Origin of the sequence: Streptomyces sp. NPDC060049, assembly GCF_042736715.1 — a bacterium.
Lineage (GTDB): Bacteria > Actinomycetota > Actinomycetes > Streptomycetales > Streptomycetaceae > Streptomyces.
Genome location: NZ_JBHWVV010000007.1, coordinates 46,983 through 73,051, shown reverse-complemented (window position 1 = coordinate 73,051; position 26,069 = coordinate 46,983). Strand labels below are relative to the sequence as shown.

Below are 26,069 nucleotides of genomic sequence, written 5' to 3'. Positions count from 1 at the left end.
CGAGACGCGCGCTGACGGGGTATGCCTTCGCCACGGATCGAGTGGGGTGGCCGGCTTGGGGGTGCCGTGGACGCTGAGAGTCGTGCTCACGCCGGACGGCGCGGTCCGGAGATCGTTGGTGTCGGGGCGCTGAACGTCGACTACATCGCGAGCGCTTCACGGCTGTCGGCGCACATGGCGGAGCAGGTCTCCGAGTCCACCGCGCGCTTCGAATGGAACACCGAGGGCCCCATCGACGAGGTCGCGATATCCAAGGCGATCGGCAGGCTCGGTGCCGCGTCGCTGGACGCTTCGCTGGGAGGCTCCGCCTGGCTGACCGTCTTCACGCTCGCCCAGATGCGTCTGGGCTTGTCCTTGGGCTACGTCGGAGTGGCCGGGCGCATCGAAACGCCCGGGCTCTCGTTCGTACGCCAGATGGACCTCTTCGGGATCGACCGGCGCTGGGTGGCGCGCAAGCCGCAACGGCTCGCGGGGGTGTGCCTGTCGTACCTGGAGGACGTCGAGCGGGTGATGCTCACCCATCCCGGGGCCAACTACCTGATGGCCGAGCACCTGACACAGAACGGCGAACAGATCGCCCGGTACCTCGCGCGGGCACGGATCGTGCACGTCACGTCGTTCCTGGACGACCTGACACCGCCGGTACTGCTCGAAGTGCTGTGCCGCGCACGCCGCATCAACCCCGCGCTGCTGCTGAGCTTCGACCCGGGCTTCGCCTGGGCCGAGAACCGGAGCGAGGCGGTGGACGGCATCCTCGCGCTCAGCGACCTGCTGTTCGTCAACCACAGGGAGTTCAAGGCCCTGGGTGAATACGCCCTCGGGGAATCGGACCAGGTCCTCTCCCAGCGGGTGCTGGCCAGGTGCAGCCCCAGTTGCGCCGTGTTCGTCACCAAGCGGTACGACAGCGTGGAAGTCTTCCGCACCGCGCCGACGGGAGTGCTCGCCCAGCGCTTCCAACTGCGCCGGCCGGTACGGGAGGGCGCCATCGAGGACGCGACCGGGGCCGGCGACGTGTTCTCGGCGTCCGTCATCGCCGCGCTCGCCTCCACCCGGCTCCAGGCGGAGCTCGGATCGTTCCTGGGGCTGAGCCTGTCACGCCTGCGGGCCGGACAGGCCCACACCGGCGCGCCCGTGCTGCCGGTGCTCGGCCGTGAGGGCTTCCTCCAGTCGACCGAGGCGCTGACCGGGCCCAGCACCCGTCCGGGGGCCGTTCTCGTCGCCCACGACGCGGACGCCGAGTGGGACGCCTTACGGACGTTCCTGGAGGACGACTGCCGTCTGACGGTGCACACCCTCGACCACCCGCGCGGCCAGGACGCCCGCTACCCGCAGCTGATGCGCGAGCAGCTGGGCCGCTGCGCCTTCGCGATCTGCGTCCTGTCGGCTTCCAGGGTGATGGCGGCCGGCCAGCGGCGCGCCAGCGAGAGTGCTGTTCACCAAGTCGGCGTCTTCCAGGGCTACTACGGTTTCGGCAAGGTCGCCATCCTGGCGGAGGAAGGGTGTGAGGCGTTCTCGAACAACGCCGGCCTGATCCGTCTGGACTTCCCTCCCGGCCGGATCAGCACGACCTTCGTGGAACTGGAACGCATGCTGGTCAGGGAACAGATCCTGGCCCGGGGAGGACACCCGCATGACCGCTGATCCGACGAACCGACCGCGGACCGGCTTCGCCCTGGACGTGGTCGGTATCGGGGCGCTCAACCTCGACTACATCACCCACGTCGACAGGACCGCGAGCCCGGACCGCCGGCCTCTCACCGCTCGCATCGCCGAGCTGCTCGACGGCGAGGCACCTGTCCCCGAGTGGGGTACGGAGACCGCGGTGGACGAGGCCACGGTCTTCGCGGCGCTCGAAGCGATCAACACGTCCACGCTGCAGACCTCTCTCGGCGGGTCCGCCTACAACGCGGTCAACGTCCTCGCCCAGCTGCAACTGGGCCTGAACCTGGGCTACGTCGGGGTCGCCGGCCGCGTGCCCGGACCGGGTCTGTCGGCGATCGACCAGCTGCGGAGCCTCGGTGTGGACCACCCGTTCGTCTTCAGGGACGACGACCACCTCTGCGGCATCTGCTTCTCCCTGACCGAGGACGGCGACCGGACCCTGCTCACCCACGCGGGCGCCAACAGCGCCATGGCCGACCACCTGGCGCGCTCCTTCGACGAAGTCGTCGCTTACCTCGCCACGGCCCGGGTCGTCCACGTCACCTCGTTCCTCGACGAGCGCACGCCGGCCGCCCTCCTCGCCACCCTGCGAGCGGTCAAGGAAGCCAGTCCCGCCACACTGATCAGCTTCGACCCCGGGCACGTCTGGAGCACCCGGCCGACCGACGAGATCCTCGGGATCTGCTCACTCACCGCGTACCTCATGCTCAACCACCGCGAGTTCCACGAGCTCGGCAGGCGGAGCGAGAGCGATACGGACGAGGACATCGCCGGGCACCTCCTCCAGTGTCTCGCCGACGACAGGAGCGTCATCGTCGTCAAACGACGCACCGGGATCCATGTCTGGCGCAGCGAGAACGGGAAGGCGGTGGAGGACTTCTATCCGCAGATCGTTCTCGCCGACGACCAGATCGAGGACGCCACCGGGGCGGGCGACGTCTTCGCGGCCGGCCTCCTCTCGGTCCTGACGAGCGACCGGCTGCAAGTGGAGCTCGGTTCGCTCCTCGGGATGACCCTGGCCCGGCACAAACTGCGTTACGTCGGCAGTCACGGGCACGGCCGGCTGGCCGCCGTCACCAAGGACTTCATCCGCTCCCACGATGCCGCCCGTCGCTCGGCGGCCTTGCCCGCGGGTGTCTTCATCGCGCACGGCCGCAGTCCCGAGTGGCTCGCGGTGAAGGCCTTCGTGGAGCGGCGCTTCGGTCTGCCCGTGTACTCGTTCGAGTCCGACTCCTGGGGGAGCCGGCCGGTGACCGAGGCACTGACCGACTACCTCCAGCGGTGCAGTTTCGCGATCTGCGTGATGACCGCCGAGGACGCGACGGGGGACGGCCAACTCGTCGCACGCCAGAACGTGATCCACGAGATCGGCCTGTTCCAGGGCCACTACGGGTTCGACCGCGTGCTCGTTCTGGCCGAGGACGGATGCGAGTCGGTCCCGCTCCCCGCCGAGCCGTACACGAGTACGTTCCCCCGGCACTCCATCGACCGCACGTTCTGGTACTTGGACCGGGCTCTTCAGAACCAGGGGTTCTCGCACATCTGACCCGCTCGGACGTCACTGGCGCGGGGGCGGCGCCGGCCTCACGCCCCCTCCGCGTCCCCCTTGGCGCGTTCGAGACCGTCGAGGAGGAGGCGCAGGCCGAACCGGAACTCCTCGTCCGGCGTCACGCCGGTGAGGTCGTCGGCCGCGGTGGTCGTGGCCGGGTAGGCGGCCGGGTCCAGGCTCCGGTAGTAGTCGCGCAGGCGCGGCTGCTCCTCGGGCCCCGGGGCGCCGGGGCCGTGCTGCTGGATCGCGAAACCGACGACGTAGTGCCCGAGGGCGGTGAAGGCGCGCGCGGCCAGGGGGGCGGTGAAGCCGTAGCCGAGGAGCATGCCGAGGGTCCGCTCGCGGTTGGCGAGGCCGTTGGGGCCGACGGGCACCTGGGCGACGAGCAGCGGCAGGGCGTTGGGGTGCCTGCGCAAGGTCCGGTGGAGGGCGTCGGCGGCGAGTTCGACGGCTGCCCGCCAGTCCAGCCCCTTGATCTCCTCGGGGGTGACGCGCACCTCGCCGAGGATCTTGTCGACCACGAGGGCCAGGAGCTCGTCCTTGCCGGCGAAGTGCCGGTAGAGCGTCGCCGTTCCGGACTGGAGTTCGTCGGCGAGCATGCGCAAGGTCAGGGCCTGGATCCCGACCCGGTCGATGAGTGTGAGGGCGGCATCGACCATGCGGCCGGAGTCGGCGGGAGGCCGCCCGCGCCGGGGGGTCGGTGCGGGTGGGCGGGCGGCCCACCACGCGGGGCTGCCGGGAAGGGCTGACGGGTCTCGGGTCATCGCTCGTCTCCCCGCAAATTACGGAGTCGGTGTATCCGAAAACTGCTTTTCGGTGTTAGCGTAGCCGTTATGCCCTCCCGTACCGCACCCACGCCACCGCTCCGCACCCGCGCTGCTCACATCGGCCGCTTCGGCGCCGCTCGGGACGTCTTCGAGCTGGTGGACGACGCGCCGACGCCCCTTCCCGGTGACGGAGAGGTCCTCGTCCGTCAGCGGGCCACCTCCGTCAATCCGATCGACTGCCGCCGCCGGGCCGGATACGGACACAAGCTCCTGAAGCTCCGCGGTGTCGGCGGTTTCCCCCTGGTGCTCGGCAACGACGTCTCGGGTGACGTCGTGATGGTCGGCCCCGGAGTGAGCGCCCTGCGCGTCGGCGATGCCGTCTTCGGCGCGAAGGGACCCTCCGCCCAGGGCACTTACGCCGAATACTGCGTCGTCAGGGCCGAGGACGTGGTCCACAAGCCCGACGCCCTGTCGTACGCACAGGCCGCCGCCCTCCCGTACGCCTTCCTGTCCGCCTGGGCCGCACTGGCGGACGCGGGCCTCGGCGCAGGGAACGCGGCCGGCAAGCGGATCTTCCTGCAAGGCGGCTCCGGCGGCACGGGAGTCGTCACCCTCCAGGTCTGCAAGGCGCTGGGCGCCTACGTGGCCACCACCGCCGGACCGGCGGGCGTCGACCTCTGCCGCTCCCTGGGCGCCGACGAGGTGATCAACTACCGCACGCAGGACTTCGGCCGGATCCTCAGCGGCTTCGACGCCGCGGTCTGCCTCGCCGACGACGCCGAGGAGGACAAGATGCTGTCGATCCTGCGCCCCGGCCCCGGCTCCGGCTACGGCACGCTGGTCCACCCGCTGATGCGGCTGGTGGACGAGAAGGGGCTGGTGCGCGGGGGCCTGCGAGCCGCCGCGACGCTCCACGGCAGACGGCTGGCGCAGGCGCGCAACCGCCGCAGCTACGGATGGAGCCTGTTCAAGCCGGACCGGCCGGCCCTGGCGATGCTGGCCGCACTGGCCGCCGAGGGGAAGGTGAAGGCCGTCATCGACACGACATACGCCCTCGACGACATCGCCGCCGCGCACGAGTACGTCGAGCGGGGCCGTTCGAAGGGGAAGGTCGTCGTCGACATCGGAACGACGCCGACGGCCGCGACCTCTACGGCCAGGCCGACTCCGTGACGCTGCCGCTGCCCGACGACCTCCACCCGGACGCCGCCGCCCACCGCCGCATCGGCGAACGCTTCGCGAAGCCGGCCCTCACCGCCGACGGCCCTGCGCGGCGACGGCGTGGACGGCTCGGAGACGGTGCACGGTGTGCAGCTTCCTCGCGTACGTCCCGGTGCCGTCGAGCAGTGAGGCGCGATCGCCACACACCCGAATCATGGAGAATCGCGAGGTGACCACACCACCGCAGGGCCCCCGTGAGCGCGGCATCGGACGCGGCGTCAGCACGCTCATCCCGCAGAGTGCCACCGATCAGGCGATGGCGGCCCTGACCGGTCTGGAGACCGTGCCGGTCCACGTCGGCCTCCTCCAAGCGGCGGCCCTGCTCCTGGAGGACGCCGCGCGGACGTCCGTCGACGAGCCGACGAGGGCCGCCATGGCCAGGACGGCTGGAATGCTGCGCTCCGCCATGTAGCGGCGAACGGCGAGCGCCCCTCCGCAGCGGGCGGGGATCGCCCGGGGGCGCGGGCGCCGGGCGTCACGGGCTGCCGTGCGGTCGGCCGGCCACCGTCCGCACCGCGGTGTGGACGAGCAGGCCCGCCACCGCACCGACCGCGTACCAGAACAGGTCCGGCGGGTTGAAGGTGGAACCGAGGACGAGGCGGGCGATGGCGCTGCGCCGGGAGAGCTCCGCCGGCACCGTGCCCAGCTGGAGGAACTCCACCGCGCAACTGAAGGCCAGCGCGCACGCGGCGGCCTTCAGGGGCGTGATCCGTGGCGCGACCAGCACGACGAGCGCCACGATCAGCACGGTGTACAGCGCGTCTCCGCCGTACTTGGCGACGCTCCCCCCGGTCACGGCCCTGAGGCCCAGCCCCGCGCCCACGGTCACCACCGCGGCCCCGGCGGCCGCCAGACGGGTCGGCGCCGTACCGGCGGCGCGGTCGAGGGGGCTCCGGGGGCGGGGTATGAGGATCACGGAGTCATACTGCCCGGCCGGCGCCGGGCTTCCGGCAGGGGCACGGTACGGACCCGGACGCTACGGGCGGCCCCGCCCCCCGCCATGACGCGGCCGCGGCTGGTCAGTTCTCCAGGCGGACCGGCATCAGCAGGGAAAAGGCCTCCTCGGTGTCGGGCCGGCGGACGGCCAGCGGCGCCGTAGGCGCGCCGAACTCCAGGATCAGCTGGTCGCGGGCTCCTGCGGCGAGGGCGTCCAGCAGGAAGTCGCGGTTCACGGCGACGGCGTCCTGGTCGTCCTCCCCGTCCTCGCAGACGGCCACCACACCGTCGGCCGTCATCGTGAGCACAGTGAGGTCGAAGGACACGCCGTCCTGCTCGCGCACCTCGTGGGCGCGGACGGGTCCGGTCTCCACCTCCTTGCGGAAGGCCGGAACGTCGACGAGCGCGCGGCGGCCCGCGGGCACGCGCACCAGGCGACGGTAATCCGGGAAGTCGTGAGCGAGGCGCTGACCGGCCGCCTCGAGCTCCCCCGCCTCCAGGGTGACGCGCTCACCCTCCACGGCGAGCCGGACGGGCGTGTCCCCGCCGAGCAGCGCCCGCATCGCGTCGACGAGCGGGGACGGCACGACGGCCTGTACCCGGGGTCCGCCGTGCCCGGTCGTACCGGCCTGCGCGACCGCCATCCGGTACCGGTCGGTGGCCACGACACGGAGCACTTCGCCCTCGATGTCGAACAGGACGCCGCCGAGCATCGGCAAGTGCGGGTCGGTGCCGGCGGCGAAGCGGACCGCGTCCAACGCGGCGGCCAGCTCCGGCGCGGCGACGGTCAACCGGACGGCGGTGGTGCTGGGCAGAGCCATGGGATTCTCCCTGAGGTCGAGTAGTGCCAGGACCGCGGAGAACTCGTTGCGGGCATCGGCCAGACCCCGTCCGAGACGGCGCAGATGAGCCTCGAGCAGCTCGCGCACGAGGCCGGTGTCGGCGCCGGACCAGCCGGCCAGTACCAGCCGGATGTCCGCCAACGGCATGGCCGCCCGGCGGAGCCGGGCCAGCAGTCGGGACTCCTCCAACTGCTCGGGTCCGTACCAGCGGTAGCCGCTCACGGGATCGACCCAGGCCGGAACCAGTACGCCGGCGCCGTCGTAGAACCGCAGGGCGCTCACGCTCAGTCCGCTCGCCCGGGCCATCTCACCTATACCGCGCATCTCGTTCTCCACACCGACAACCCTGGGCCCTCCACCAGGTCGAGGGTCAAACCCCGCCCACTACTCCTGCGCCAGCGCTCCCGCGGGGGACCGGAGGCGGGCGACGAGTTCCTCGACGAACACCTCCAGGTGCGGCGGGCGCGGGCCCGTCCGCGTGGCGCAGAACCAGGAGCGGGTCAGCGGTTTCGCGCCGATCCGGACCAGGGCGAGACCGTGCGAAGCCGCGTACGGGGCGACCACCCAGTTGGGCAGCACCGTCGCGCCCTGGCCGCCCGCCACCATCTCGACCACCAGGTCGGTCACCACCGGCATGGTGGTGATGCGGGCGGGCCGCGCTCCGGCGGGGATCGGCAGCGGCATCGAGGGGATGCGCTTTTGGTCGTAGAAGTCGTAGAGGACCAGATCCGCGCCGTCGAAATCGCGGGCGGTCAGGTGGGCGCGGGAGGCCCACGGGTGTCCGGCGGGCACCACGGCCACCATTTCGTCGTCGAACAACTTGGTCAGGGACACCCGGTCCATCTGCAGGTCCGGCTTGGTGACCAGGGCGACGTCGACCAGGTCGGCGAGCAGCGCCGGAATCGGCGCGTCGTCGGCGACGGTCTCGATCCGCACGTCGATGTCCGGCTCGCGCTCGCGGAAGGCGCGCAGGACGGGCGGCAGCCACGGGAAGGTGGTGCTGCACTGCGCGGCGAACCGGACCCGCCGGTCGCGACCGTCGCGGAGCTCCACCAAGTCGCGGGAGGCCGACTCCAGTTCGCCGATGACCTGGCGGGCGGCGATCAGCAGTCGGCGTCCCGCGGCGTTGGGGATCAGGCGGCGGCCCCTGCGGTCGAAGAGGGGCATGCCGAGGCGGCTCTCCAGGCGGGTGAGCCGCTGGCTGAGCGCGGGCTGGCTGACGTAGAGCCGCTCGGCGGCGGCAGTCAGGGAGCCGGCCTCGGCGGTGGCGTCCAGAAGCTCCAGGTCACGCAGATCCACATCCATAACGCTGGATTATCACACGCTCCAATTTCCGTCGTGGTGTTATGGGTTGGGGGCTCATAGGTTTCTGGTGTCAGGCGGTCGGAGTCCCCGGCCGCCGCCCCCGAAAGGCGCACACCTCATGACCGGCACCAGCATCACCGCGACCACGGCCCCCGTCACCACGGCCCCCGTCACCACCGCCCTCGTCACCGGCTCCTCCAGCGGCATCGGCCTCGACATCGCCCGCGCCTTCCTGGCGAGCGGCGCGAACGTCGTCCTCAACGGCCGGGACGCCGACCGCCTCGCCAAGGCCGCCGCCGGCCTCGGCCATCCGGAGCGGACCGCGTGGGTCGCCGGCAGCATCGCCGTGCCGGAGACCGGTGAAGCCCTCGTCCGTACGGCGCTGGAGCGCTTCGGGCGGATCGACGTACTGGTCAACAACGCGGGCACCTTCGCGCCGAAGCCCTTCACCGAAGTCACGGAGGACGAGCTCGACGGGTACCTGACGGGCAACCTCAAGGGCACCTACTTCACCACGCAGGCGGTCGTACGGGCCCTGCGCGCCCAAGGCCAGGGCGGCAGCATCGTCAACATCGGCACCACGCTGGTCGACCACGCGCTGGCGGGCTTCCCGGCCACCGCGCCGGTGGTCAGCAAGGCCGGTGTGCACGCGCTGACGACGGGCCTGGCCGCCGAACTCGCCGTCGACGGCATCCGCGTCAACCTGGTCGCCGCGGGCATCGTCCGCACCCCGCTGCACGCGGGCTCCGACGTGGACTCCTTCGGCGGACTCGCCCTGCTGAACCGGGTCGGTGAGGTGGCCGAGATCGCCGACGCCGTGCTGTACCTCGCGGGCGCCGGCTTCGTGACCGGACACGCCCTGCGCGTGGACGGCGGCCACGTCACCGGCCGCCAGATCTGACCGCCCCGAACCGCGCCCGCGCCCGCTGCGGAGGACGCGCGGCCGGGGGGTACCGCGGGAGGGGTGGCCCGGGCGCGGCCTCGCCGAAGTGGGAGTCGGCGAGGCCCGGGCGGACCCCCCTCCTCACCACCCGGCCGTCCGCCGAAGCCATGCGTCGAGTGCGTCGAAGTCCTGGTCGGTCAGGCCCCGGCGCGGATCGACACGGTGGAGGAGGGCACGGCCCCGATGGTGCGCGCGGATCCAGGCCCGGTCGGTGTCGGTCACCTCGTCGTCGACCCAGGCGAACGGCCGGCCCGCCGCCCAGGCGACGACGCCGCGGGTCTTCCAGTGCAGGCCGCTGCGCAGGTCCTGCTCGTCGACGTCGGACGGCTCCGGCCAGCTCACCACGGCCAACTCGGGCAGGCCGAGCCGCGGCCCGACGCACTCGTTCGCGTCGGCCGTCCACGTCGTGGCCCAGACCAGCTCGCACGGCATGGCTGCCAGCCGGGGCCCGTACTCCGGATTGATCCGGTCCAGAAGCGGATTCGAGCCGGCCTCCATTGACGAGGGGCCGATCCGGTACGTCGGAGACTCCTGCGACGCCGCGCCGAACGGAATGAGTGGGCCGTCGACATCGAGGAAGAGCAGCGGGTATTGCGCGGAACCGGTCACGGCTGCACGGTAGCGGCCCGTCCGGGCCGTCGTCGCCGGGGCTGTTATCGTCCGGTCATGCCCGAGCTGATCACCCCCACCCCCCGCTTGTACGACTCGTGGCTCGCCGCGCAGCGCGAGTGGGGGCCCGACGCGCACATGGACGGCGCCGGGCTCGGCTCGGACGACGACGTGGACAGCCGGGAGGGCTTCGCCGCCTGGACGGAGCGGCTGAGGAGCTACGGGGACCGCACGGTGCCGGTCGAGCACGGGCGCGTCCACGCCACCTACTGGTGGATCGCCGAGGGCGAGGAGTATCTGGGCGCCATCGACCTGCGGCACTATCTGAACGGATTCCTGCTCGACGCGGGCGGCCACATCGGCTACAGCGTCCGCCCCTCGGCCCGTGGCCGGGGCCTGGCCACCTGGGCGCTGGGCGAGGTCCTGCACGAGGCGCGGCTGCTGGGGATGGACCGGGTGCTGCTCACCTGTGACCCCGGCAACCGTGCCTCGATCCGTACGATCGAGAACAACGGCGGCGTGCTGGAAGACGTCCGCGAGACCCTGATCGGCCCCAAGCGGCGCTACTGGATCGACCTCTGAGGGGTGTCGCCCGCGGAGCGGGGGCGCAACGCCGGCGCCGCCGGTGCCGGGCCCAGGGTGGTGGTGCCGGGGGCCGCGCGGTGGCCCAGGCCGGTGCGGTACGCGTCCAGGGCCGCCTCGGTCCGTCCGGCCCGCCGCAGCAGGTCACCCAGGAGCCGGCACAGATCGGCGAGGTCGCCCGTCGCCCCGCTGCGCTCCAGCAGCGCCAAGGCCTGTACGTAGTGCTCCTCGGCGCGATCGCTCTCGCCGCGCTCCTCGGCCATGAGGCCGAGGAGCCGGTGCGCGCCGCCGGCGTGCACCGCGCCGTGGCTGTCACCCAGCTCCAGGAGCGCCGAGAGCAGCTCGGCGGCCTCCTCGTACCGGCCGAGCCGGCGCAGTACGTCGGCCAGTTCGACTTCCACTTGGGCGGTGTACAGGGCCGCGCGGCCGGCCGCGAGCATCTCCCGGGCCGTGCGCAGCTCCCGTTCGGCGGCGGCGAGGTCGCCGTTCTGGGCCTGTACGTAGCCGCGCATCCAGTGGCAGTGCGCCAGGTCGGTCCGCAGCCGCAACTGCCCGTAGATGGCCTGGGCCTTCGCGAGGGAGGCGTCGGCGTCGGCCACGCGTCCCTCGGTGAGGAACGTCCGCGCGACCTGCCGGTGCATGCCCGCTACCAGCGCGGGGTCGCTGACCTGCGGAGCCAGTGACAGGGCGAGCTCGGCCGCGTGGGCGGCCCGTGCGTGGGCGCCCATGTCGATGTAGGGCCCGATGACCGCCGCGTAGAGCAGTACCAGTGCCTCGGGGTCGGCCAGCCCGCTCGTGCCCAGCTCGTCGATGGTGGATTCGAGCAGGTAGCAGGCGTACCGCAGTTCACCGGCGAGCAGGTGCGCGACGGCGCGGCCGCGGATCGGGCGGGCGCGGCGGGGGAGCGGCTCGTCGGCCAGGAGCCGCTCGGCCGCCTCGAAGTGGCTCACCGCGTCCCGTAGTTCACCCGACTCCAGGGCGCAGTCGCCGAGCCCGAGCAGCGCCTCGGCCCGCAGGTCGGCGAGACCGAGGTGTTCCGCTTCGGCGAGCAGGCGCCGGTAGCGGACGGCTGCTTCGTCGGCGGCTCCGCCGGCCAGGATCTGCTGGGCGTCGCCGAGTGCGAGGCGCAGCTCGGTGGCCAGGTGGGCGGGGCGCCCGGTGGCCAGTTCCTCGTAGGAGGTGCCCAGTCGCCGGGCGAGGAAGCGCAGCGCCGTCTCGGAGGGGCGCACTTTGCCCGACTCCAGCGTCGAGATGTAGGCCGGAGTGTACGAGGGCTCCGCCAACTTGCGTTGAGTCAGGCCGAGTTCGGTGCGCATCCGCTGCACCCTGCGGCCGATCTCGGACGGTTCGTCCATGGAATCCCCCTGGTTGCTCGAACTCCCCAAGTATTCAGGGGGAGCGGGCCATTGCGCACCCGTCGCGCGCCACTTAGTTTAAGCAACCGATTCACTGTATTTACCTGCTTGCTTAACTTCCGTTACCGGGGGAGGACTTCATGCGCAACGTCAGACGTCCAGCCGTCCGATCGTTCCTGCGCGCAGCCGTCGCCGCGGCCTGCGCGACCACCGCGCTGCTGGCCGCCGGGCCCGTCCGCGCGGCCGACGCTCCGGAGGCCGCGTCGCGGGTGGAGGTGGAGGTACCGGGCCCGGAGCACGGGGGCGACGCCGGATCCGGCCACGTCCTCGTACCCGCCGCCGGCACGGCCACGGCCAAGACCGGCGCCCGGCTGTCCGAGGCCGAGCGGGCGGCCGACGGCGAGGTCGTCAAGCTCGTCGACAACGGCCCCACGGCCGACCGCCTCGACGTCGTCGTCATCGGCGACGGCTACACCGCGGCCGAGCTGGCCAAGTTCCGCGCGGACGCCCAGGCGAAGTGGGCCGAGGTGACGGCCGTCGAGCCGTACACCACCTACCGGAACCTCTTCAACGTCTGGACCGTCGACGCCGTCTCCCGCGAGTCGGGCGTCTCCGGCGACCCCGACCGGGCGACCGTCCGCGATACGGCCCTCGGCGCGTACTTCTGGTGCGAGGACATCGAGCGGCTCCTCTGCGTGGACCAGCCCAAGGTGGACGCCTACGTGGCCAAGGCGCCCGAGGCGGACCTCGTCATCGTCCTGGCCAACAGCGCCAAGTACGGCGGTGCCGGCTACAACGAGCCCAGCGCCACCCTCGGTTACGAGGGCATATCCACCGCCTCGGCGGACAACGCCAAGTCCGGCCAGGTCGCCATCCACGAGACCGGCCACTCGCTCGGCAAGCTCGCCGACGAGTACTTCTACCCCGGAGTCCCGGACTACGAGAAGTACACCGGCCCCGAGCCCGCCGACTCCAACGTCTCCACGCTGACCGCCGACCGGTTGGCCCGGCACCGGGCCAAGTGGTACCGCTGGCTGGGCGAGCCCTCGCCGGACGGCGGCACGGTCGGCGCGTACGAGGGGGGCGGCTACTTCGTCACCGGGCTCCACCGCCCCACCGACAACTCGCTCATGCGGGTCCTGGGCAAGCCCTTCAACCTCCCCGGTGTCGAATCGATGATCGCCGGCTTCTACAAGCACGCGAGGGCCGTCACCCCGGTCACCCCCACCGACCGCACCCTGCGCCGGCGCGACACCGTGACGGCCGCCGTGCCCCGGCTGACCGGCGCGGACGGCCGGCAGCTCGTGGTCCGCTGGTACCTCGACGGCCGCGAGCTGAAGCACCTGGAGGGCCGGACGCAGGTGCCGGTCGCGGACCTGCGGCTGTACGACCTGAGGACCCACAAGCTGTCGGTCACCGCCGAGGACCGCACCCCCTCGGTCCGTGACCCGAAGATCGCCCGCACCCTGCGCACCACCGTCGTCTGGAGCGTCCGCCGGTAGGCGGCGTGGAGACCCGCCGGGTTCCGGTAGGCGGCGTGGAGACCCCCGGCCGGGTGAAGGAAGGGGCCCGGACGGGGTGCGGCGCGGAGTGGTGTCCGGTGGGACGGCGTGCGCGCGGGCGCAGATGGTGCCCATGGAACCGCTCCCGCGCCGCAGCCGCGACGTGCTGCCGGACCCCGGCACGGAGGGCGCCCGCCCCACCCGTGACCGGATCTCCGCGGACGTCGCCCCCGACCGCCCCGCGGCCCGGTGAGCGGGCCCGCGGCGGCCTGGCCCCCCGACGGCTGGGACGCACGGGTCAGGCTCGGCGTGCTGGTCCCGCAGGGTGACGTGGGGCCGGAGTCCGAACTGCGCGCGATGGCACCGGCCGACGTCGGCCTGCACGGCGCGCGCGTACCCTTCGGCGCCATGCGCAAGGGCGGCGCGATGGACCCGACGATCCCGCTCGCCCCGGTACGGGACTTCGCCGCGCCGCCCCATGTGGACGAGGCGGCCGAGCAGTTGGCCAACGCACCCCTGGAGGCGATCGCGTACGCCTTCACCAGCTCCGCGTACGTGATCGGCGCGCGCGGGGAGGCGGAGATGACGGCCCGATTGAGCGCCCGCGCGAACGGGCTCCCCGTGGTGGCCACTTGTGCCGCGACCGTCGACGCGCTGCGCGCGTCGGGAGCCACCCGCGTCTGCCTGATCGATCCGCCGTGGTTCGACGCCGCCCTGAACGACCTCGGCCGGGCCTACTACGAGGCGGCGGGCTTCGACGTACGGTTCTGCGCGCCGTGCGACCTGCCCAGCGGCCAGGCCCTGATCCGGCCGGGTGACCTGCACGACTGGGCGGCCGGGCACGTTCCCGACGAGGCCGAGGCCGTCGTCTTCGGCGGCAACGGACTGCGCGCGGTCGGCGTGATCGAGGCCCTCGAGGCCACCCTCGACCGGCCCGTGCTCACCGCGAACCAGGTCCTCCTGTGGTCGGCCCTGCACGCGGCCGGCACGTACTCGCACGACATCACCGGCTACGGACGGCTCTTCGCGCTGCCCGCGCGCTGAGGCGGGACGGATAATGTCACCGTCCCGATGTATGCCGATCCGAGAGATGAAGAAGCGATGACGCTGAGAGAAGGCGGGCGGGTGAGGCTCGCGGCGGACACCAGGCTGACCGAGTGGGTCGCGACAACCTGGGATCCCTCGTCCGCCACGGAATCCGTCGCCGGGTCGCTGTCCCTGGCAGCGGGGACCGAGGGCACCGTCGAGCGGGTGGTCGAGCACGACCGGCAGAGCCAGGAGGCCCGCGAGTACGAGAGGCTAAAATCGCTCCTCGACGCCTTCGGCCACGAGATGCCCGTGGAGAGCAAGTCGCAGCTCGAGGAGAAGGTCGCGGGCCTGGAGCCCGACTGGATCGCTTACCAGGAGCAGCGCAACCGCGTGACCGTCCGGGTCCGCTTCGACAACGGATTCATCCTCGACGACGCGCGCGAAGAGGTCTTCACGCCCGCCTGACCGGCCCCGCCGCGGGCGCGGCCACCCAGCCCGACGGGACGGTCTGTCATGAGGCCGGCGGCCCGGTCCCTTACCCGTGCGGTGCCGCCCTGCGGCGGCGGTGCGTCAGTTCTGCGCGGTGTCGTCGCCCGTCTGCCCGGCGCCCTCGGCTGCGCCTGCCTTCTCGCGCATCTTGCGCAGCAGCTCCGCCTTCTGGTCGGCTGCGCCCCGGCGGTCGAGGTTGCGGTGCGGACCGTTGTTCTGCCGTTCGGCGCGGGACAGCCTCTTGCGCTGGCCGCCGCCCATGCCCACGGGGTTGTTGATGTTCTTGCTCACGGTCACGGGTTCTCCCGGTAATGATGTGAAGTGATCTACGGATCCATCGGCGGGCGACGGGCGGTGACGTCGAGGACGTCAGCAGGCGCCCATCACGCTCTCACTCGTAAATCGGCGTCTGGAAGAACATGACAAAGACGTTACCCGCTTCCGTCGGCCCCGCACACCAACCCCTTCGCCGCCCCGGCCCTCGGCCGGGCCTTCGGGGAGCGCCCAGGTCAAGCCGCGCGTGCTAATTTGTGAGCGATCGTTCAACTACGGGGAGCGCGGATGGGTCGTCAACAGGTCTGGGACGAGGCAGAGGTACTGGCCTGCGCCATGCGGCTGTTCCGCCGGCGCGGATACCTCGGCGCCTCGCTGCGCGACCTCGAAGAGGCGACCGGCATGCACCCGGGCAGCCTGTACCGGGCATTCCAGAGCAAGGAGGGACTGTTCAGCGCCGCACTGGACGCCTACAACGAGCAGGTGGTCGAGGCCCGCGTCCGCGTGCACCTGCGCGACACCCCCGACCCGGTGGCCGGCATCCGCTCCTTCTTCACCTCGGCGTTCGACGCGCACATCGGCCCCGAGCCCGATCCGGGGTGCCTGCTCACCAACACCGCCGTGGAGTCGTTCACCGTTCCGGGTGCCACGGCCGGCGTGCGCCGGGGGCTGGAGACGATCGAGTCCGGATTCGTGGACGCTCTGACGCGTGGCCGCGCCCAGCACCTCCTGCCCGCGGAACTCGACGTCGAGACATCGGCCGCCCAGCTCCTGGCCCTCTACCAAGGCCTCCTGGTCCTCGTCCGCTCCGGCTCGGCGACCGCCAAACTCCGCGCCGTCACGGACGGCGCCCTGACCTCGATCGGGGCCGGCTGAGCCGGCCGACGCGCCCACCAGCCCACCCGAGACACCACCGACCCCCACGGCCCGACCGACCCGAACAAGAGGAACAGCGACGATGAGTGACCAACAGCAGCTCTGGAACGACTACGCCGCGTGCTGGTCGGCCGACCCCGCGGTCCGGCTGTCCGCGCTGGGTGACGTCGCGGTGGACGACATCACCTACCGCGACCCGGGAACGGAGGTCGGCGGTCTGGCCGAACTGGACGCGTACATGAACGGCTTCGCCGGCGCGTTCCCCGGACACCGCTTCCGCATCGACGAGGTCCTCGACCACCACGGCCGCTCACTGGCCCGCTGGACCCAGATCGGTCCGGACGGCGAGGCCTTCATGACGGGCGTGAGCAGCGCCGTTCACCGCGACGGCCTGCTCGCCGACGTGACGGGGTACTTCCTGTCCGCCTGAGTCATCGAGGCGCCGGGGCGTCCCGCCGCCCCCGCCCGCCGGCCCGCAGGCCGAACACCCGCCCGCCGGTCCTGCTCGGGCCGGCGGGCGGGGGCGGCCGTGCCGCGGGCGCCCCCGCCGTCAACCCCGTACGACGGCGCGCACGTTCTCGACGCTGCCGCAGTCGGCCGCGAGCTGCCGCTCCCGCTCGCGCAGGAACGCGGCACCCAGCTCGGCCCGTCGCCCGTCAGGTACGTTCTCCCTGGCGCCGTTGAGGATCGTCCGCTCCTCCTCGTCGATGTGGTGGGAGATGGCCTTGACCAGGTCCTCCAGCCGGGAGTCCCATTCCTCGGAACCGACCTCGGACACCTCGAGCAGGGCCAGCAGCGCCTCGTTGCCCTCGGCGTGCTCCTCGGCCCCGTGCTCGACCTCCTCGTCGTCGACGTCCCTGAACCTCTTCAGGGCGCCGTACACCTCGGCCTCCTCGGCCTCGGCGTGCGCGATCAGCAGCGCGGACAACTGTGCGAGAGCGCCCTCGCGGTCCGCCTCGACACTGCGCATCCGACGGAAGAGGTCCTCCATCGTGCGGTGGTCCTTCAGGATCACTGCGACGACGTCCTGGTTCTGCTGCTTTTCCGCGGCCATGCGGGGTCCCTTCTCTTCTCCGGCTTGCGATGAGCGCCTGCTCGATGGCGGTGCGTTCAAACCCGCCTTCCGGACGAACCCCGAAGCGGGACGAAGACGGGGCCGGACGAAGACGGGGCGGCACGAAGACGGGACGGGACGAACGGGCCGTCCGACTCGTACGGGTTTGCGCGGCGTCTGCCAGGGCAGCCGCGTCACCGGAGGCGAGGACCAGGTAGCCCCCGGACGGAGGCCGGAGATGTCGAACAACACATTGATAGCCGTCATCGTCGTGGCGGCGGTCGTCGTGATCTTGCTCACCGTACTGATGCGGATGCTCGCCCGGCGGCGCCACCTGCGTGAACGGTTCGGCCCGGAATACGACCGCGCCGTGGAGGAGAAGGGTGACAAGCGGACCGCCGAGCGGGACCTGCGCGCCCGCGAGGAGCGGCACGACCAACTGGACATCAAGGAACTTCCGCCCGAGCGCCGCCAGGAGTACGCGGACGCGTGGACCGGCGTGCAGGAGCAGTTCGTGGACCGGCCGGAGGGCTCCGTGGCCGAGGCCGACGATCTGGTGACCCGGCTGATGGGCGAGCGCGGCTATCCCACGGACGGATACAGCGGGCAGGTACGGGACCTGTCGGTCGACCACGGGCGCACGCTGGAGGAGTACCGGGCCGCACACGAGGTCAAGGTGCGCAGTGGTGACGGTGAGGCGACGACGGAGGAGCTGCGCGAGGCGATGGTCCACTACCGCGCCCTGTTCGAAGACCTGCTCTCCGACCGCACGAGCCGATGAGCGCGCTACGGGTGCGGTAGGCGTTCAGCCGAGGGCCTCGGCGGCGGGCACGACGCGGGCGGACATGTTGATCTCCATCATGCGCAGGGCGGCGTCGGCCAGGTCCTCGTGGATGTGGGCGACGGCGTCCCGGGCGACCGTGATCGACAGGTGGCGGATGTGCGCGTCCAGGGCCGAATAGAGCACGCACTGCTCCGTCACCTGCCCGCACAGGACGAGGTGGTCCACGTCCAGGGTGCCGAGCAGGTAGGCGAGCGGCGTCTCGTAGAACACGGAGTGGCGGGCCTTGACGATGAAGTAGGAGTCCTCGTCCGGCCTGACCGGGTCGACGAGGCCGGCGTGCGGGCCCGCGAGGGCCGCGTCCAGGATCTCCCCGTGGTGGGACCGCCACTTCCCGAAGTTGTCGTTGGCGTAGATCACGGGAATCCGCCGGTCGCGCGCCCGCTCCAGCAGACCCATTACCGCGGGAAGCACCCTCGAGACGGAAGGGGTGAGGAGCTCGGCGTCCTCGTGCTCGTAGGTGTTGAGCATGTCGATGATGACAAGAGCGGTCGTCGCCATGCGCCCCAACCTCCCAGACCCGGCCCGCGGGAGACCGGCGACCCGGCCGAACGGGGTCACCCGCCCCACCTGCGCAGGGGCATCGGCGGGGCGTGGTGCGAGCCTCGCGGGCCGGCGCCGCCGACGGGTCTACGGTGGAGAAGTCCTGTCTGAAACCTGCGGCGGAGGAGGTGGCCGGTCGTGTCGACGTGGACGTCGAGTCACGAGGTGTCGGGTGCGCCGTGCTGGGTGAGTCTCACGGCCCGGGACCTCGCCGGCGCCGAGCGGTTCTACGCGGCCGTGCTGGGCTGGGAATTCCGCCGTACCCGCTTGGGGGAAGGCTTCTCGGTCGCCTACCGGGACGGGGCCACCGTCGCGGGCATCGGCGCGCTCGCCGGGCGCCTGGGCATGCCGGTGGCGTGGACGCCGTACTTCGCGGTGGAGGACGCGGACGTCACCGCCGCACGGATCCGGGAGCGGGGCGCCACCATGGCGGTCGGCCCCCTCGGCTTCGTCACCGGCCGGGCCGGTCTCGCCGCGGACCCCGCGGGGGCCGCCTTCGGGTTCTGGCAGGGCGAGGTCATCCCCGACTGGACGGTGGGCCGCGACGGCGCACCGGCGTGGCTGGAGCTGCGGACGCGCGACGCGTTCGCGGCGGCCATCTTCTACGGTGAGGTGCTCGGCTGGGCCGACGACGGGCCGGGCTGCTGCACCGTCTCCTACGAGCACGACCACGTCGTCCTGCGCCACCGCCGGGCCACCGTCGCCCGCATCAGCGGGGGAGCCCTCGAGGAGGACCCCGACCCGCAGGTCCGTCCCCGCTGGCACGTCCACTTCGCCGTGCCCGACCTGGAGGCGGCCGCCGAGGCCGCGACCCGCATGGGGGGCAGGACCGCCTCCCCCGTCCAGACGTCCCCGGTCAGCCGCGAACTCGTGCTGGCCGACCCGGACGGGGCACTCTTCACCATCGTCACGTCCCAGGACGCACCGGGCTGAGGGCGGGTCCCGTACGCCTCAGGACGAGTCACCCCGACCGGCCCGGATTCCGCGTGCGCGGACGATCCGGAGCATGAGGCGGGTCCCGCGGGGTAGACGCCGCGAGACGAGACTCAGGGAGGCGTTCATGCCGGGTGGTACCGGGGAGGGGCGGAACGAGACCGCGGAGGAGCGTGCGGACCGGCAGTGGCAGGAGCTCATCCAGGAGATCCGCGTCGCCCAGACGGGCGTTCAGATCCTGTTCGGATTCCTGCTGACGGTCGTCTTCACCCCGGTCTTCGCAGGGCTCCCGCAGACCGAGAAGACGATCTACATCGTGACGGTGGTACTGGGATCGCTGGCGACCGGCGCGCTGATAGGGCCCGTCGCGTTCCACCGCCTCGTCACGGGCCGCCGCATCAAGCCCGAGGCGGTCGCGTGGGCCTCGCGGCTGACCGGCGTGGGCCTGGTCCTGCTCCTGGCCACCTGTACCGCCGCACTCTTCCTCGTCCTGCGGGTGGCGACCCACGACAGTCTCGTGCCGTGGCTCGTGGGCGGAGTGCTGGCCTGGTACCTGCTCTGCTGGTTCGTGCTGCCCCTGTGGGCGCGGATCCGCTACACGTCGGAGCGCTGACCCCCGGACCAGGACCCGGCCGCGTCGTCGCGGGCCGGCTCAGCCGCGGTGGATCCGGTCGACTCCGTACCACTTCGACACGCAGGCGGAGACCCAGTCCCGTTCGTAGTTCCGCGTGAAGAAGGGCTCGGCGAGCGCGCCGATGTACAAGGGGCGGTAGGCGACGTCCGTGGCGCCCCGCGCGGCCTCGCCGCGGATCCGGGAGTTCTGGGCGTCCCATGCCAGGGAACGGGCGACCGTGGCGGTCGTGAGGTCTTGCACGGCCGGTACGAGCACGGCCACCGAGGCCAGCGCCAGACCGCCCGCCACCACGGCGCCGGTCACGAGGACCGCGGAGGACCGGGGGCGGCCGGAGAGCCACCGTCCGCCCCACGCGCCCAGCAGGGCCCCGTACCCGCAGAGCGCCAGCTCCATCGGTACGAGAAAGCTCGTCCAGGTACGCGCGTACGTCCACCCGGTCGGGCCGTAGCCGCTGCGCAGGCCCACCACCACCGCGAGCGAGCCCAGCACCACCACCGGAACCGGGAGCAGCAGCAGGGGGACCAGCACCTTGCGGGGAATCGCCCGCCGGGGCTCCAGAGTCCGGGGCGCGGGCCCGCGGAACACGCTCGCCAGGCCCAGCAGTACGCCGACGGCGGCGGCCCCGAGGTAGGCCCACTGGCCGGTGACGGAGTCCCACATGTGCAGCCAGTCCCTGAGGGTGCCCTTGAGCTCGCCCGCGGAGAGCAGTGACTCCTTCGCCGGCTGCTGGGCCCGGCGCCACCGGGCACCCGGTGAGGTGTAGAGCACGACGAGACCGCAGACGAGGCCGGAGCACCACAGCAGGCACCAGGTGAACGGGCGCCAGGTCCGCGCCAGGCCGAGCCGCGGCAGGCAGAGCAGGCCGAGCGCGCCGACGAGGAGCCCGCTGACGAGGGAGAACGGCTCACTGAGGGTGCCGAGTGCGAAGGCGATGAGGAACGCCGAGACGAAGCCGGCCACGCGGACTGCGTGACGGGGATCGCGGACGGTCCGCACGGCCAGCAGGAGCGCCCACAGCCCGATGACGCTCGGAACGGTGTGGGAGATCGTCGCCGGGGCCCAGAGCAGCACCTGGTAGCTGCGGGTGCCCGCGAAGTAGATCAGGGCCTGGACCACCAGGGCGCAGGCGGTCAGGATCAGCAGCCGGGGTCTGCCTCCGAGGAACCGGACGAAGTCACGCCCCAGCAGGACCAGTACGACGGTGAAGGCGACGGCGATGGCGCTCGGCAGGATCTTGGTCCCGGCCAGTCCGTCGCCGTAGACGACGCCGCTCAGGAAGGCGTTGGCGATCCGGCCGTTCTGGGTCATGTAGAAGTCGGACGTGATGCCGAAGACGCCCATGTCGCGGGATTTCCACGCGGCGCACCAGTCGTCGGACGTCGGCCGTACGTAGAGCCCGAGGAAGCATCCGACGGCGACCAGCGCTCCGGCCGCCGCGACGAGCGTCGCCCCGGCCGCGGGCAGGAGCCCGCGCAGGAGGGCGCGGCCGGATCCCCGGCCCGCCCCGGAGGAAGGGGGCCGCGCGTCCTCGCCCTCGGCCGCAGCAGTGCTCATCTACCAGCCCTTCGCAGCGGTGCCGGGCAGGAGAGGCGGCCGGTGCGCCCGCCGCGTGCGGTGACCGCACGGCCCGCGAACACCCATGATGTGCACGGCTCACCGCCACCGGCATCCCGGGTGCGCCAGTACGGTCACGGGCCCGCGAAGCCCCGTGGATGCCCCTCTCACCCGCGCGGACGTGTGCCGTGGCAGCCTCCGCACGGCTCTCCCAGGATGGGGATCCGGGTCCGCGCCACGCGGACCCTCCGGAGGGAGGGCCATGCCCGGTGTCCTGCTCGGCCGCTGGGCGGTCGTCGCGGTGGCCCTGGCGGGCCTCGCCGTTCCCCTGTGTGCCGGTGGCGGACACGCCCGGCGGCACACGGGCGAGGCGCGGCCGGTGATCGAGGTGGGGTCCGCGGGCCATTGGAGCCGGGGCGGGGCGGCGCCCCGGTACGCGGCCCTGGCGACGCTCGCCGTCCCCAGCGCGGGTCTCCTGTCCAACACGACCTCCACCGAAGGCGTTCCGCCGTCCCTCGCCAGGGGGGCGCGGTACGTCGAGGGCAGCAACGTCCTGCGGTTGCCGACCGGCCGGTGGATGTACCTTCCCGCCGCCGCGACATCCCCGGCCGTGGTCGTCGCCGGTCATCCGCCGGCAGGGCGGCAGATCGAGGAGAGCCGCGCCTGGCTGGCCTCCGGGCGGGTCCCCGGAAGGAGCCCGGGGCAGCGGGCGGCGGCCGAGCGGGCCCTCCTGGCCATGCGCGCCCTCCTCCGGCCCAACGGCGCCGTCGCGGCGGGGTGGAGCTTCGGCTGGCAGTACTCCTGGCCGCGCGACTCCGGCTTCGCCGCCGCCGCCTTCGCGCACACCGGACACGACAGCGAGGCCTACCGCATCCTGCGCTACTGCGCCGCGACCCAGCGCGCGGACGGCACCTGGGAGGCGCGGACGAAACTCGACGGCTCCGGACCGCCCGACGGCAGGCGCCGGCAACTGGACGCCAACGGCTGGGTCCCCTGGGCCACCTGGCAGTGGTACCGGACTGCTCCGCCACATACCCGCCGTGCCCGGCTGGCCCCGCTCTACCCGATGGTCCGCAAGGCGGCCGACCACGCGGCGGGCTCCCTGCGGGCCGACGGGCTGCCCCCGGCGTCCCCCGACTACTGGGAGCTCATGACGACCACGGCGAACATCGGCACGGCCGCGCCGCTGCTCGCGGGGCTCAACGCCGCCGCGGACCTCGCCCGTGAGGCGGACCGGCCGGACGACGCGGCGCGCTGGGCCCGGGCCGCGCGGCGGCTCTCCGCCGGGATCTCCGCGCGGTTCCGTCCGCTGGGCTACCCGCGCACCGCCGACGGACGGCAGGGGCGCGACAGCGCGGTCGCGTTCATGGCGCCCCCCTTCAACACGGCCCCCGCCGGCCTGGCCGGCGCGCTGGACGCCACCTACCGTGCGCTGCTCCTGCCCAACGGCGGGCTGACCCCCGGAAACGGTGCCGGGGCGCCCTGGGGCGGAAACGCCTGGACGCCCAGTACGGCGTTCTTCGCCCTCGCGTGGGCCGCCACGGGCAACCCGGCGAAGGCCGGACCGGTCCTGGACTGGGTGCTCTCCAAAAGGAATCCGCTCGGTGAACTGCCGGAGAAGGTGGACAAGGAGGGGAGGCCCTCCTCGGTCGCCCCCCTCGCGTGGACGGGCTCGATCGTCGTCCTGACCCTCGTGGCGCTCGACGGCACGGCGCTGCCCACGCCACCCTCGCGGTTCTAGGTTGTCCCTTGGTCCCCGCGGTGCTCAGACCGGGTCCGTCCCGTCACCGGGCGGCGGAGCGGTGCGGAGCCGCTCCAGCGCGGCCAGCAGCCGGCGGTGGGCGAGCCTTTCGGCCTCCACCGCGCGTCCGAGGTGGTCCGGATCAAGGGGGGAGCGCGCCGCGGCGGCGAGGCGGAGCTCCCTCGCCCGGGCCACCCCGTTCCTCGCGGCGACGTACCCGTCGTCGAGGAGCCGGTGGTCGAGGACCTCGGACAGCGCGCGCTCCTCCAGGACTCCGAGCCGGTCGAGACCCTCGGCGCAGCTCTCGGGGGGCGCGCCGGCGCAGCCTTCCGCCAGGGCCCGGTAGAGCGATTCCAGGGTCGCCCCGAGCTCCGGGTACCCCCAGGCCGGTGCCGCGTCGTTCCTGCACCCGGTGGTGAGGAGGACCAGCAGGGCTGCGGAGGTCATGGCGCGGACCGTCCCCGTCACCGCCGCGCGCCCGCGCGCGGCGGTGACGGGGACGGGGACGCAGGAGGATTTGCGCACGGTGGAGCAAGGGGTCATGGGAGCCCCGATCGCCGGTGGTCAGGTGGGTCGGGCGCCGGTTCCGGCCGGGCCCCGATGTGGTGCGCCGCCATCGTCGCCCGCACCGGTCAGCGCTGCCACCCGGAATCCGCGCCGCCGGCCTGCGCGATCGTCGGGGGCCGGACCGCCCGGTGCCAGGGGGAGGAGGGCGGGCGGCTGCCGGCCGGCTCGGTTCCGGTCCGGGGAGCCGTGGTGACGTGCAGCCCGGCGTCCAGGCCGAGGGCCGCGGCGACGGCCGTTCCGTCGGACCCGGTCACGGCGGCCGGAGCGCCCGTGTAGAGCATCTGGGACTCGTACCAGGACGGCGCACCGTCCGGGCCCGACACGCCGACGGTGCCCGCGCCCGCGCGGCCCGCGAGCAGGCGGCCCGTGACGCCGACGGCGCCGTAACCGCCCTCGCCGCCCGTCTCGGTGACCGGGGAGAACTCCGGGGCGCTCGCTCCCGCGGTGGTAAGGCTCGTACCGACGGTGCCCGTGCCGGGGCGGCGGAAGTACAGGCGCACTCCGTCGTCCTGGGGGCTCGCCGAGAGCGGCCCGGTGGTCGCCGGCAGCCCGGTCGTGAGGGGGCCGCCGACCGGGGCGTCCGGATCCGGCTGGATCCAGGCGAGCACGGTCTTGGCCGTGGCCGCGTAGACGTGGCGCCGCCCCGCCGCGTCGGTCGCGGTGACGGGGTCGCCCTGGAGGCCGGCGCCGCCCAGGTTCTGCCACGCGCCGAAGTCGCCGTCCGGGGCCGTTTGCGCGCGGGCGCGCAGGGTGCGCCGGGAATCGCGTACGTAGACGGTCGCCCGGCCCGAGCGGTCCACGGCGACGGACGGCGCACTGATCGCGGAGGTGCCGGATGGGTCGGCCGTGTCCGGGGTGCCCAGCGACCGCCACGGGCCGAAGGAACCGTCGGGCGCGCCCTGGACGGCGTACACGATCTCGCGCCCGTACTCCAGCGGCGTGTCGCCCAGGGTGGTGCGGGTCCCGTAGACCGAGACCCGGCCGTCGGGGAGGCGGACCGCCGTCGCGCCCGCGTCGATCCCGGCTCCGGGGAGGAACTCGGGCCCCTGCCAGGCGGCCTCGGGGCCGCCGCGCGACCAGTACGCCATCCGGCCGTCCAGGACGGCGAAGGCCCAGAGCCGGCCGGCGACGCCCTCGGTCATCCAGGAGGTGCCGTCGCCACGGCTGTAGCGGATGGTCCGGTTCCATCCGGCGCCGGTGGGCCGGGTCGCGGTCTTGCGGTCACCGCATCCGGCGGGGCTGCCGCACCAGTCCTGGTGGTCCGTCCAGGCGTAGGTCTTGAGGTAGCCGAGCTTCTCCTCGGCCGCCTGCGGGTCGAGCGTCGGGGGCAGGGAGCTGTTGGGGTAGCTCACGTAGTTCTGGACCGAGAAGTGCGGCCGGTCCGCGGACTTCGCGTAGCGCTCGGCCGCGGCCTGCACGAAGCGGGCGCCGTACATGTGGTCCTGGTGGTCGAGGAAGGCGCCGCCGACCTGCGACCGGCCGGGCGTCGGGTCCTGCGTCCGTATCGTCGTCGGCCGGTACATCGCGAAGACGTCCGCGATGGCCTGCACGGCCTGCTCCCTGGTGTAGGAGAACGCGGTCTTGACCGGCGTTCCGGAGGCCGGCTGCGCGCCCAGGGCGGTGATCCTGCCGTCCCACAGGCCCCGGAGGCTGTCCGGATTGTCACCGGAGATGCTGCGGGCCTCGCGCAGCTGCATCCACACCAGGTTGACCTCGGGCCGGGCGACGAGCACGTCCCGCTCGACGCGTCCCCCACCGGCGGTGGTCACGGCTTCGCGCTGCCAGGCGCTGGTGCGGTTGCCGGTGGCCATCTGCGCGTACGCGGCACGTATGCCGTTCTGCCGTGCCTCCGCGTACGCGGCGTGGTCGGCGGGCCCGGCGGGGTCCTCCAGCTGCGGGCTGTGGGCCTCGTTCCTGCCGTCGGACTCGCCGGACGTCAGGTAGACGGTGGTGACCTTGACGCCCGTCGATATGGAGCGGCTCAGGTCGGGGTTCATGAAGAAGAGGTCGTCGTCGGGATGCGCGACGACTTGGAGGACGGTGCCCTCGGTCACGCTCGGACGCAGGACCGTCTCGGAGGCCGCCGGCTCCTGCGGGTTCCCCTGTCCGTAGGCCCAGGTCGTCACCCCGGCGCCGCCGACGGCGAGCGTGGCGAGCAGGGCCGCGAGGCGGGTGCGGCTGGCCAGGGACATCTGAACGCCTTGAGGGTCGGTCCGGGTGCGGAATTCCGCCGTGGGGGTGGGGTGGTGCTCGATGGCCCCA

The 26,069-nt window shown here is 72.8% G+C and carries 27 protein-coding genes and 1 pseudogene; 16 read left to right on the top strand and 12 right to left on the bottom strand.

What is annotated here, in order from left to right; all coding sequences use genetic code 11:
• Positions 1-66: 66 nt before the first annotated feature.
• Positions 67-1,641, top strand: coding sequence for a carbohydrate kinase family protein (locus tag ACFWBY_RS14920; RefSeq protein ID WP_385338050.1), 1,575 nt, complete (start codon positions 67-69; stop codon positions 1,639-1,641).
• The gene (locus ACFWBY_RS14915; RefSeq protein WP_385338053.1) at positions 1,631-3,208 is read left to right on the top strand and encodes a PfkB family carbohydrate kinase; all 1,578 of its coding nucleotides are present in this window, start codon (positions 1,631-1,633) and stop codon (positions 3,206-3,208) included. The genes ACFWBY_RS14920 and ACFWBY_RS14915 overlap by 11 nt, the downstream gene beginning before the upstream one ends.
• 38 nt (positions 3,209-3,246) lie before the next feature.
• Here ACFWBY_RS14915 and ACFWBY_RS14910 read toward each other — a convergent pair whose 3' ends face one another.
• Entirely contained in the window at positions 3,247-3,870 is a 624-nt protein-coding gene (locus tag ACFWBY_RS14910; RefSeq protein ID WP_385338056.1) for a TetR/AcrR family transcriptional regulator, read from the bottom strand.
• Positions 3,871-4,044: 174 nt separating this feature from the next.
• Between ACFWBY_RS14910 and ACFWBY_RS14905 the strand changes: the two genes are divergently transcribed.
• From ACFWBY_RS14905 to ACFWBY_RS14895, 3 genes and pseudogenes are all read left to right on the top strand, one after another.
• Positions 4,045-5,151 (top strand): zinc-binding dehydrogenase, encoded by a 1,107-nt coding sequence (locus ACFWBY_RS14905; RefSeq protein ID WP_385338059.1) that lies wholly within the window; start codon positions 4,045-4,047, stop codon positions 5,149-5,151.
• Positions 5,100-5,258 (top strand): annotated as a pseudogene (locus ACFWBY_RS14900) (lipase); the annotation flags it as partial. The gene ACFWBY_RS14905 and the pseudogene ACFWBY_RS14900, both read left to right, overlap by 52 nt.
• 95 nt (positions 5,259-5,353) lie before the next feature.
• A complete protein-coding gene (locus ACFWBY_RS14895; RefSeq protein ID WP_385338061.1) occupies positions 5,354-5,611 on the top strand; it encodes a hypothetical protein in 258 nt (85 codons plus the stop codon).
• Between the two features lie 63 nt (positions 5,612-5,674).
• On the opposite strand, the gene ACFWBY_RS14890 is transcribed toward ACFWBY_RS14895, so the two are convergent.
• From ACFWBY_RS14890 to ACFWBY_RS14880, 3 genes are all read right to left on the bottom strand, one after another.
• Positions 5,675-6,106, bottom strand: coding sequence for a DUF2809 domain-containing protein (locus ACFWBY_RS14890; protein ID WP_385338272.1), 432 nt, complete (start codon positions 6,104-6,106; stop codon positions 5,675-5,677).
• A gap of 112 nt (positions 6,107-6,218) precedes the next feature.
• A complete protein-coding gene (locus tag ACFWBY_RS14885; protein ID WP_385338064.1) occupies positions 6,219-7,301 on the bottom strand; it encodes a MerR family transcriptional regulator in 1,083 nt (360 codons plus the stop codon).
• A 60-nt stretch (positions 7,302-7,361) separates the two neighbouring features.
• Positions 7,362-8,282, bottom strand: a complete 921-nt coding sequence (locus tag ACFWBY_RS14880; protein WP_385338068.1) for a LysR family transcriptional regulator — start codon at positions 8,280-8,282, stop codon at positions 7,362-7,364.
• A 118-nt stretch (positions 8,283-8,400) separates the two neighbouring features.
• On the opposite strand from ACFWBY_RS14880, the gene ACFWBY_RS14875 reads away from it, so the two are divergent.
• A complete protein-coding gene (locus ACFWBY_RS14875; protein ID WP_385338071.1) occupies positions 8,401-9,183 on the top strand; it encodes an SDR family NAD(P)-dependent oxidoreductase in 783 nt (260 codons plus the stop codon).
• A gap of 123 nt (positions 9,184-9,306) precedes the next feature.
• Here ACFWBY_RS14875 and ACFWBY_RS14870 read toward each other — a convergent pair whose 3' ends face one another.
• Positions 9,307-9,834, bottom strand: coding sequence for an HAD domain-containing protein (locus tag ACFWBY_RS14870; protein ID WP_385338074.1), 528 nt, complete (start codon positions 9,832-9,834; stop codon positions 9,307-9,309).
• Positions 9,835-9,891: 57 nt separating this feature from the next.
• On the opposite strand from ACFWBY_RS14870, the gene ACFWBY_RS14865 reads away from it, so the two are divergent.
• Positions 9,892-10,416 (top strand): GNAT family N-acetyltransferase, encoded by a 525-nt coding sequence (locus tag ACFWBY_RS14865; RefSeq protein WP_385338077.1) that lies wholly within the window; start codon positions 9,892-9,894, stop codon positions 10,414-10,416.
• On the opposite strand, the gene ACFWBY_RS14860 is transcribed toward ACFWBY_RS14865, so the two are convergent.
• Complete coding sequence (locus ACFWBY_RS14860) at positions 10,398-11,771, bottom strand: tetratricopeptide repeat protein (RefSeq protein WP_385338080.1); 1,374 nt, start codon at positions 11,769-11,771, stop codon at positions 10,398-10,400. The genes ACFWBY_RS14865 and ACFWBY_RS14860 overlap by 19 nt on opposite strands.
• A gap of 140 nt (positions 11,772-11,911) precedes the next feature.
• Here ACFWBY_RS14860 and ACFWBY_RS14855 point away from each other — a divergent pair, with 140 nt between their 5' ends.
• From ACFWBY_RS14855 to ACFWBY_RS14845, 3 genes are all read left to right on the top strand, one after another.
• Positions 11,912-13,273: a M64 family metallopeptidase gene (locus ACFWBY_RS14855; protein ID WP_385338083.1), complete on the top strand. Its 1,362-nt coding sequence runs from the start codon at positions 11,912-11,914 to the stop codon at positions 13,271-13,273.
• A 249-nt stretch (positions 13,274-13,522) separates the two neighbouring features.
• A complete protein-coding gene (locus ACFWBY_RS14850) occupies positions 13,523-14,317 on the top strand; it encodes a maleate cis-trans isomerase (protein WP_385338086.1) in 795 nt (264 codons plus the stop codon).
• 57 nt (positions 14,318-14,374) lie between these two features.
• Positions 14,375-14,767, top strand: a complete 393-nt coding sequence (locus tag ACFWBY_RS14845; protein ID WP_385338089.1) for a hypothetical protein — start codon at positions 14,375-14,377, stop codon at positions 14,765-14,767.
• 105 nt (positions 14,768-14,872) lie between these two features.
• On the opposite strand, the gene ACFWBY_RS14840 is transcribed toward ACFWBY_RS14845, so the two are convergent.
• Entirely contained in the window at positions 14,873-15,088 is a 216-nt protein-coding gene (locus ACFWBY_RS14840) for a DUF6243 family protein (protein WP_385338092.1), read from the bottom strand.
• Positions 15,089-15,352: 264 nt separating this feature from the next.
• Here ACFWBY_RS14840 and ACFWBY_RS14835 point away from each other — a divergent pair, with 264 nt between their 5' ends.
• Together ACFWBY_RS14835 and ACFWBY_RS14830 are read left to right on the top strand one after the other, a co-directional pair.
• Complete coding sequence (locus ACFWBY_RS14835; RefSeq protein ID WP_385338094.1) at positions 15,353-15,940, top strand: TetR/AcrR family transcriptional regulator; 588 nt, start codon at positions 15,353-15,355, stop codon at positions 15,938-15,940.
• 82 nt (positions 15,941-16,022) lie between these two features.
• A complete protein-coding gene (locus ACFWBY_RS14830) occupies positions 16,023-16,370 on the top strand; it encodes a nuclear transport factor 2 family protein (RefSeq protein ID WP_385338097.1) in 348 nt (115 codons plus the stop codon).
• Between the two features lie 120 nt (positions 16,371-16,490).
• Here ACFWBY_RS14830 and ACFWBY_RS14825 read toward each other — a convergent pair whose 3' ends face one another.
• Positions 16,491-16,994, bottom strand: a complete 504-nt coding sequence (locus ACFWBY_RS14825; protein WP_385338100.1) for a hemerythrin domain-containing protein — start codon at positions 16,992-16,994, stop codon at positions 16,491-16,493.
• 238 nt (positions 16,995-17,232) lie between these two features.
• Between ACFWBY_RS14825 and ACFWBY_RS14820 the strand changes: the two genes are divergently transcribed.
• Positions 17,233-17,775, top strand: a complete 543-nt coding sequence (locus ACFWBY_RS14820) for a hypothetical protein (protein ID WP_385338103.1) — start codon at positions 17,233-17,235, stop codon at positions 17,773-17,775.
• 24 nt (positions 17,776-17,799) lie between these two features.
• Here ACFWBY_RS14820 and ACFWBY_RS14815 read toward each other — a convergent pair whose 3' ends face one another.
• Complete coding sequence (locus ACFWBY_RS14815) at positions 17,800-18,336, bottom strand: isochorismatase family cysteine hydrolase (protein WP_385338106.1); 537 nt, start codon at positions 18,334-18,336, stop codon at positions 17,800-17,802.
• Positions 18,337-18,564: 228 nt separating this feature from the next.
• On the opposite strand from ACFWBY_RS14815, the gene ACFWBY_RS14810 reads away from it, so the two are divergent.
• The gene (locus tag ACFWBY_RS14810) at positions 18,565-19,311 is read left to right on the top strand and encodes a VOC family protein (RefSeq protein ID WP_385338109.1); all 747 of its coding nucleotides are present in this window, start codon (positions 18,565-18,567) and stop codon (positions 19,309-19,311) included.
• A 127-nt stretch (positions 19,312-19,438) separates the two neighbouring features.
• Positions 19,439-19,924, top strand: coding sequence for a DUF6328 family protein (locus tag ACFWBY_RS14805; protein WP_385338112.1), 486 nt, complete (start codon positions 19,439-19,441; stop codon positions 19,922-19,924).
• Between the two features lie 39 nt (positions 19,925-19,963).
• Here ACFWBY_RS14805 and ACFWBY_RS14800 read toward each other — a convergent pair whose 3' ends face one another.
• The gene (locus ACFWBY_RS14800; RefSeq protein WP_385338115.1) at positions 19,964-21,499 is read right to left on the bottom strand and encodes a DUF6056 family protein; all 1,536 of its coding nucleotides are present in this window, start codon (positions 21,497-21,499) and stop codon (positions 19,964-19,966) included.
• A 262-nt stretch (positions 21,500-21,761) separates the two neighbouring features.
• Here ACFWBY_RS14800 and ACFWBY_RS14795 point away from each other — a divergent pair, with 262 nt between their 5' ends.
• Positions 21,762-23,240 (top strand): hypothetical protein, encoded by a 1,479-nt coding sequence (locus ACFWBY_RS14795; RefSeq protein ID WP_385338118.1) that lies wholly within the window; start codon positions 21,762-21,764, stop codon positions 23,238-23,240.
• Between the two features lie 24 nt (positions 23,241-23,264).
• Here the strand turns inward: ACFWBY_RS14795 and ACFWBY_RS14790 are convergent, their stop codons facing one another.
• On the bottom strand, positions 23,265-23,687 hold the full coding sequence (locus ACFWBY_RS14790) for a hypothetical protein (protein ID WP_385338121.1): 423 nt from the start codon (positions 23,685-23,687) through the stop codon (positions 23,265-23,267).
• A 185-nt stretch (positions 23,688-23,872) separates the two neighbouring features.
• On the bottom strand, positions 23,873-25,999 hold the full coding sequence (locus ACFWBY_RS14785; RefSeq protein WP_385338123.1) for a PIG-L family deacetylase: 2,127 nt from the start codon (positions 25,997-25,999) through the stop codon (positions 23,873-23,875).
• Positions 26,000-26,069: the final 70 nt, after the last annotated feature.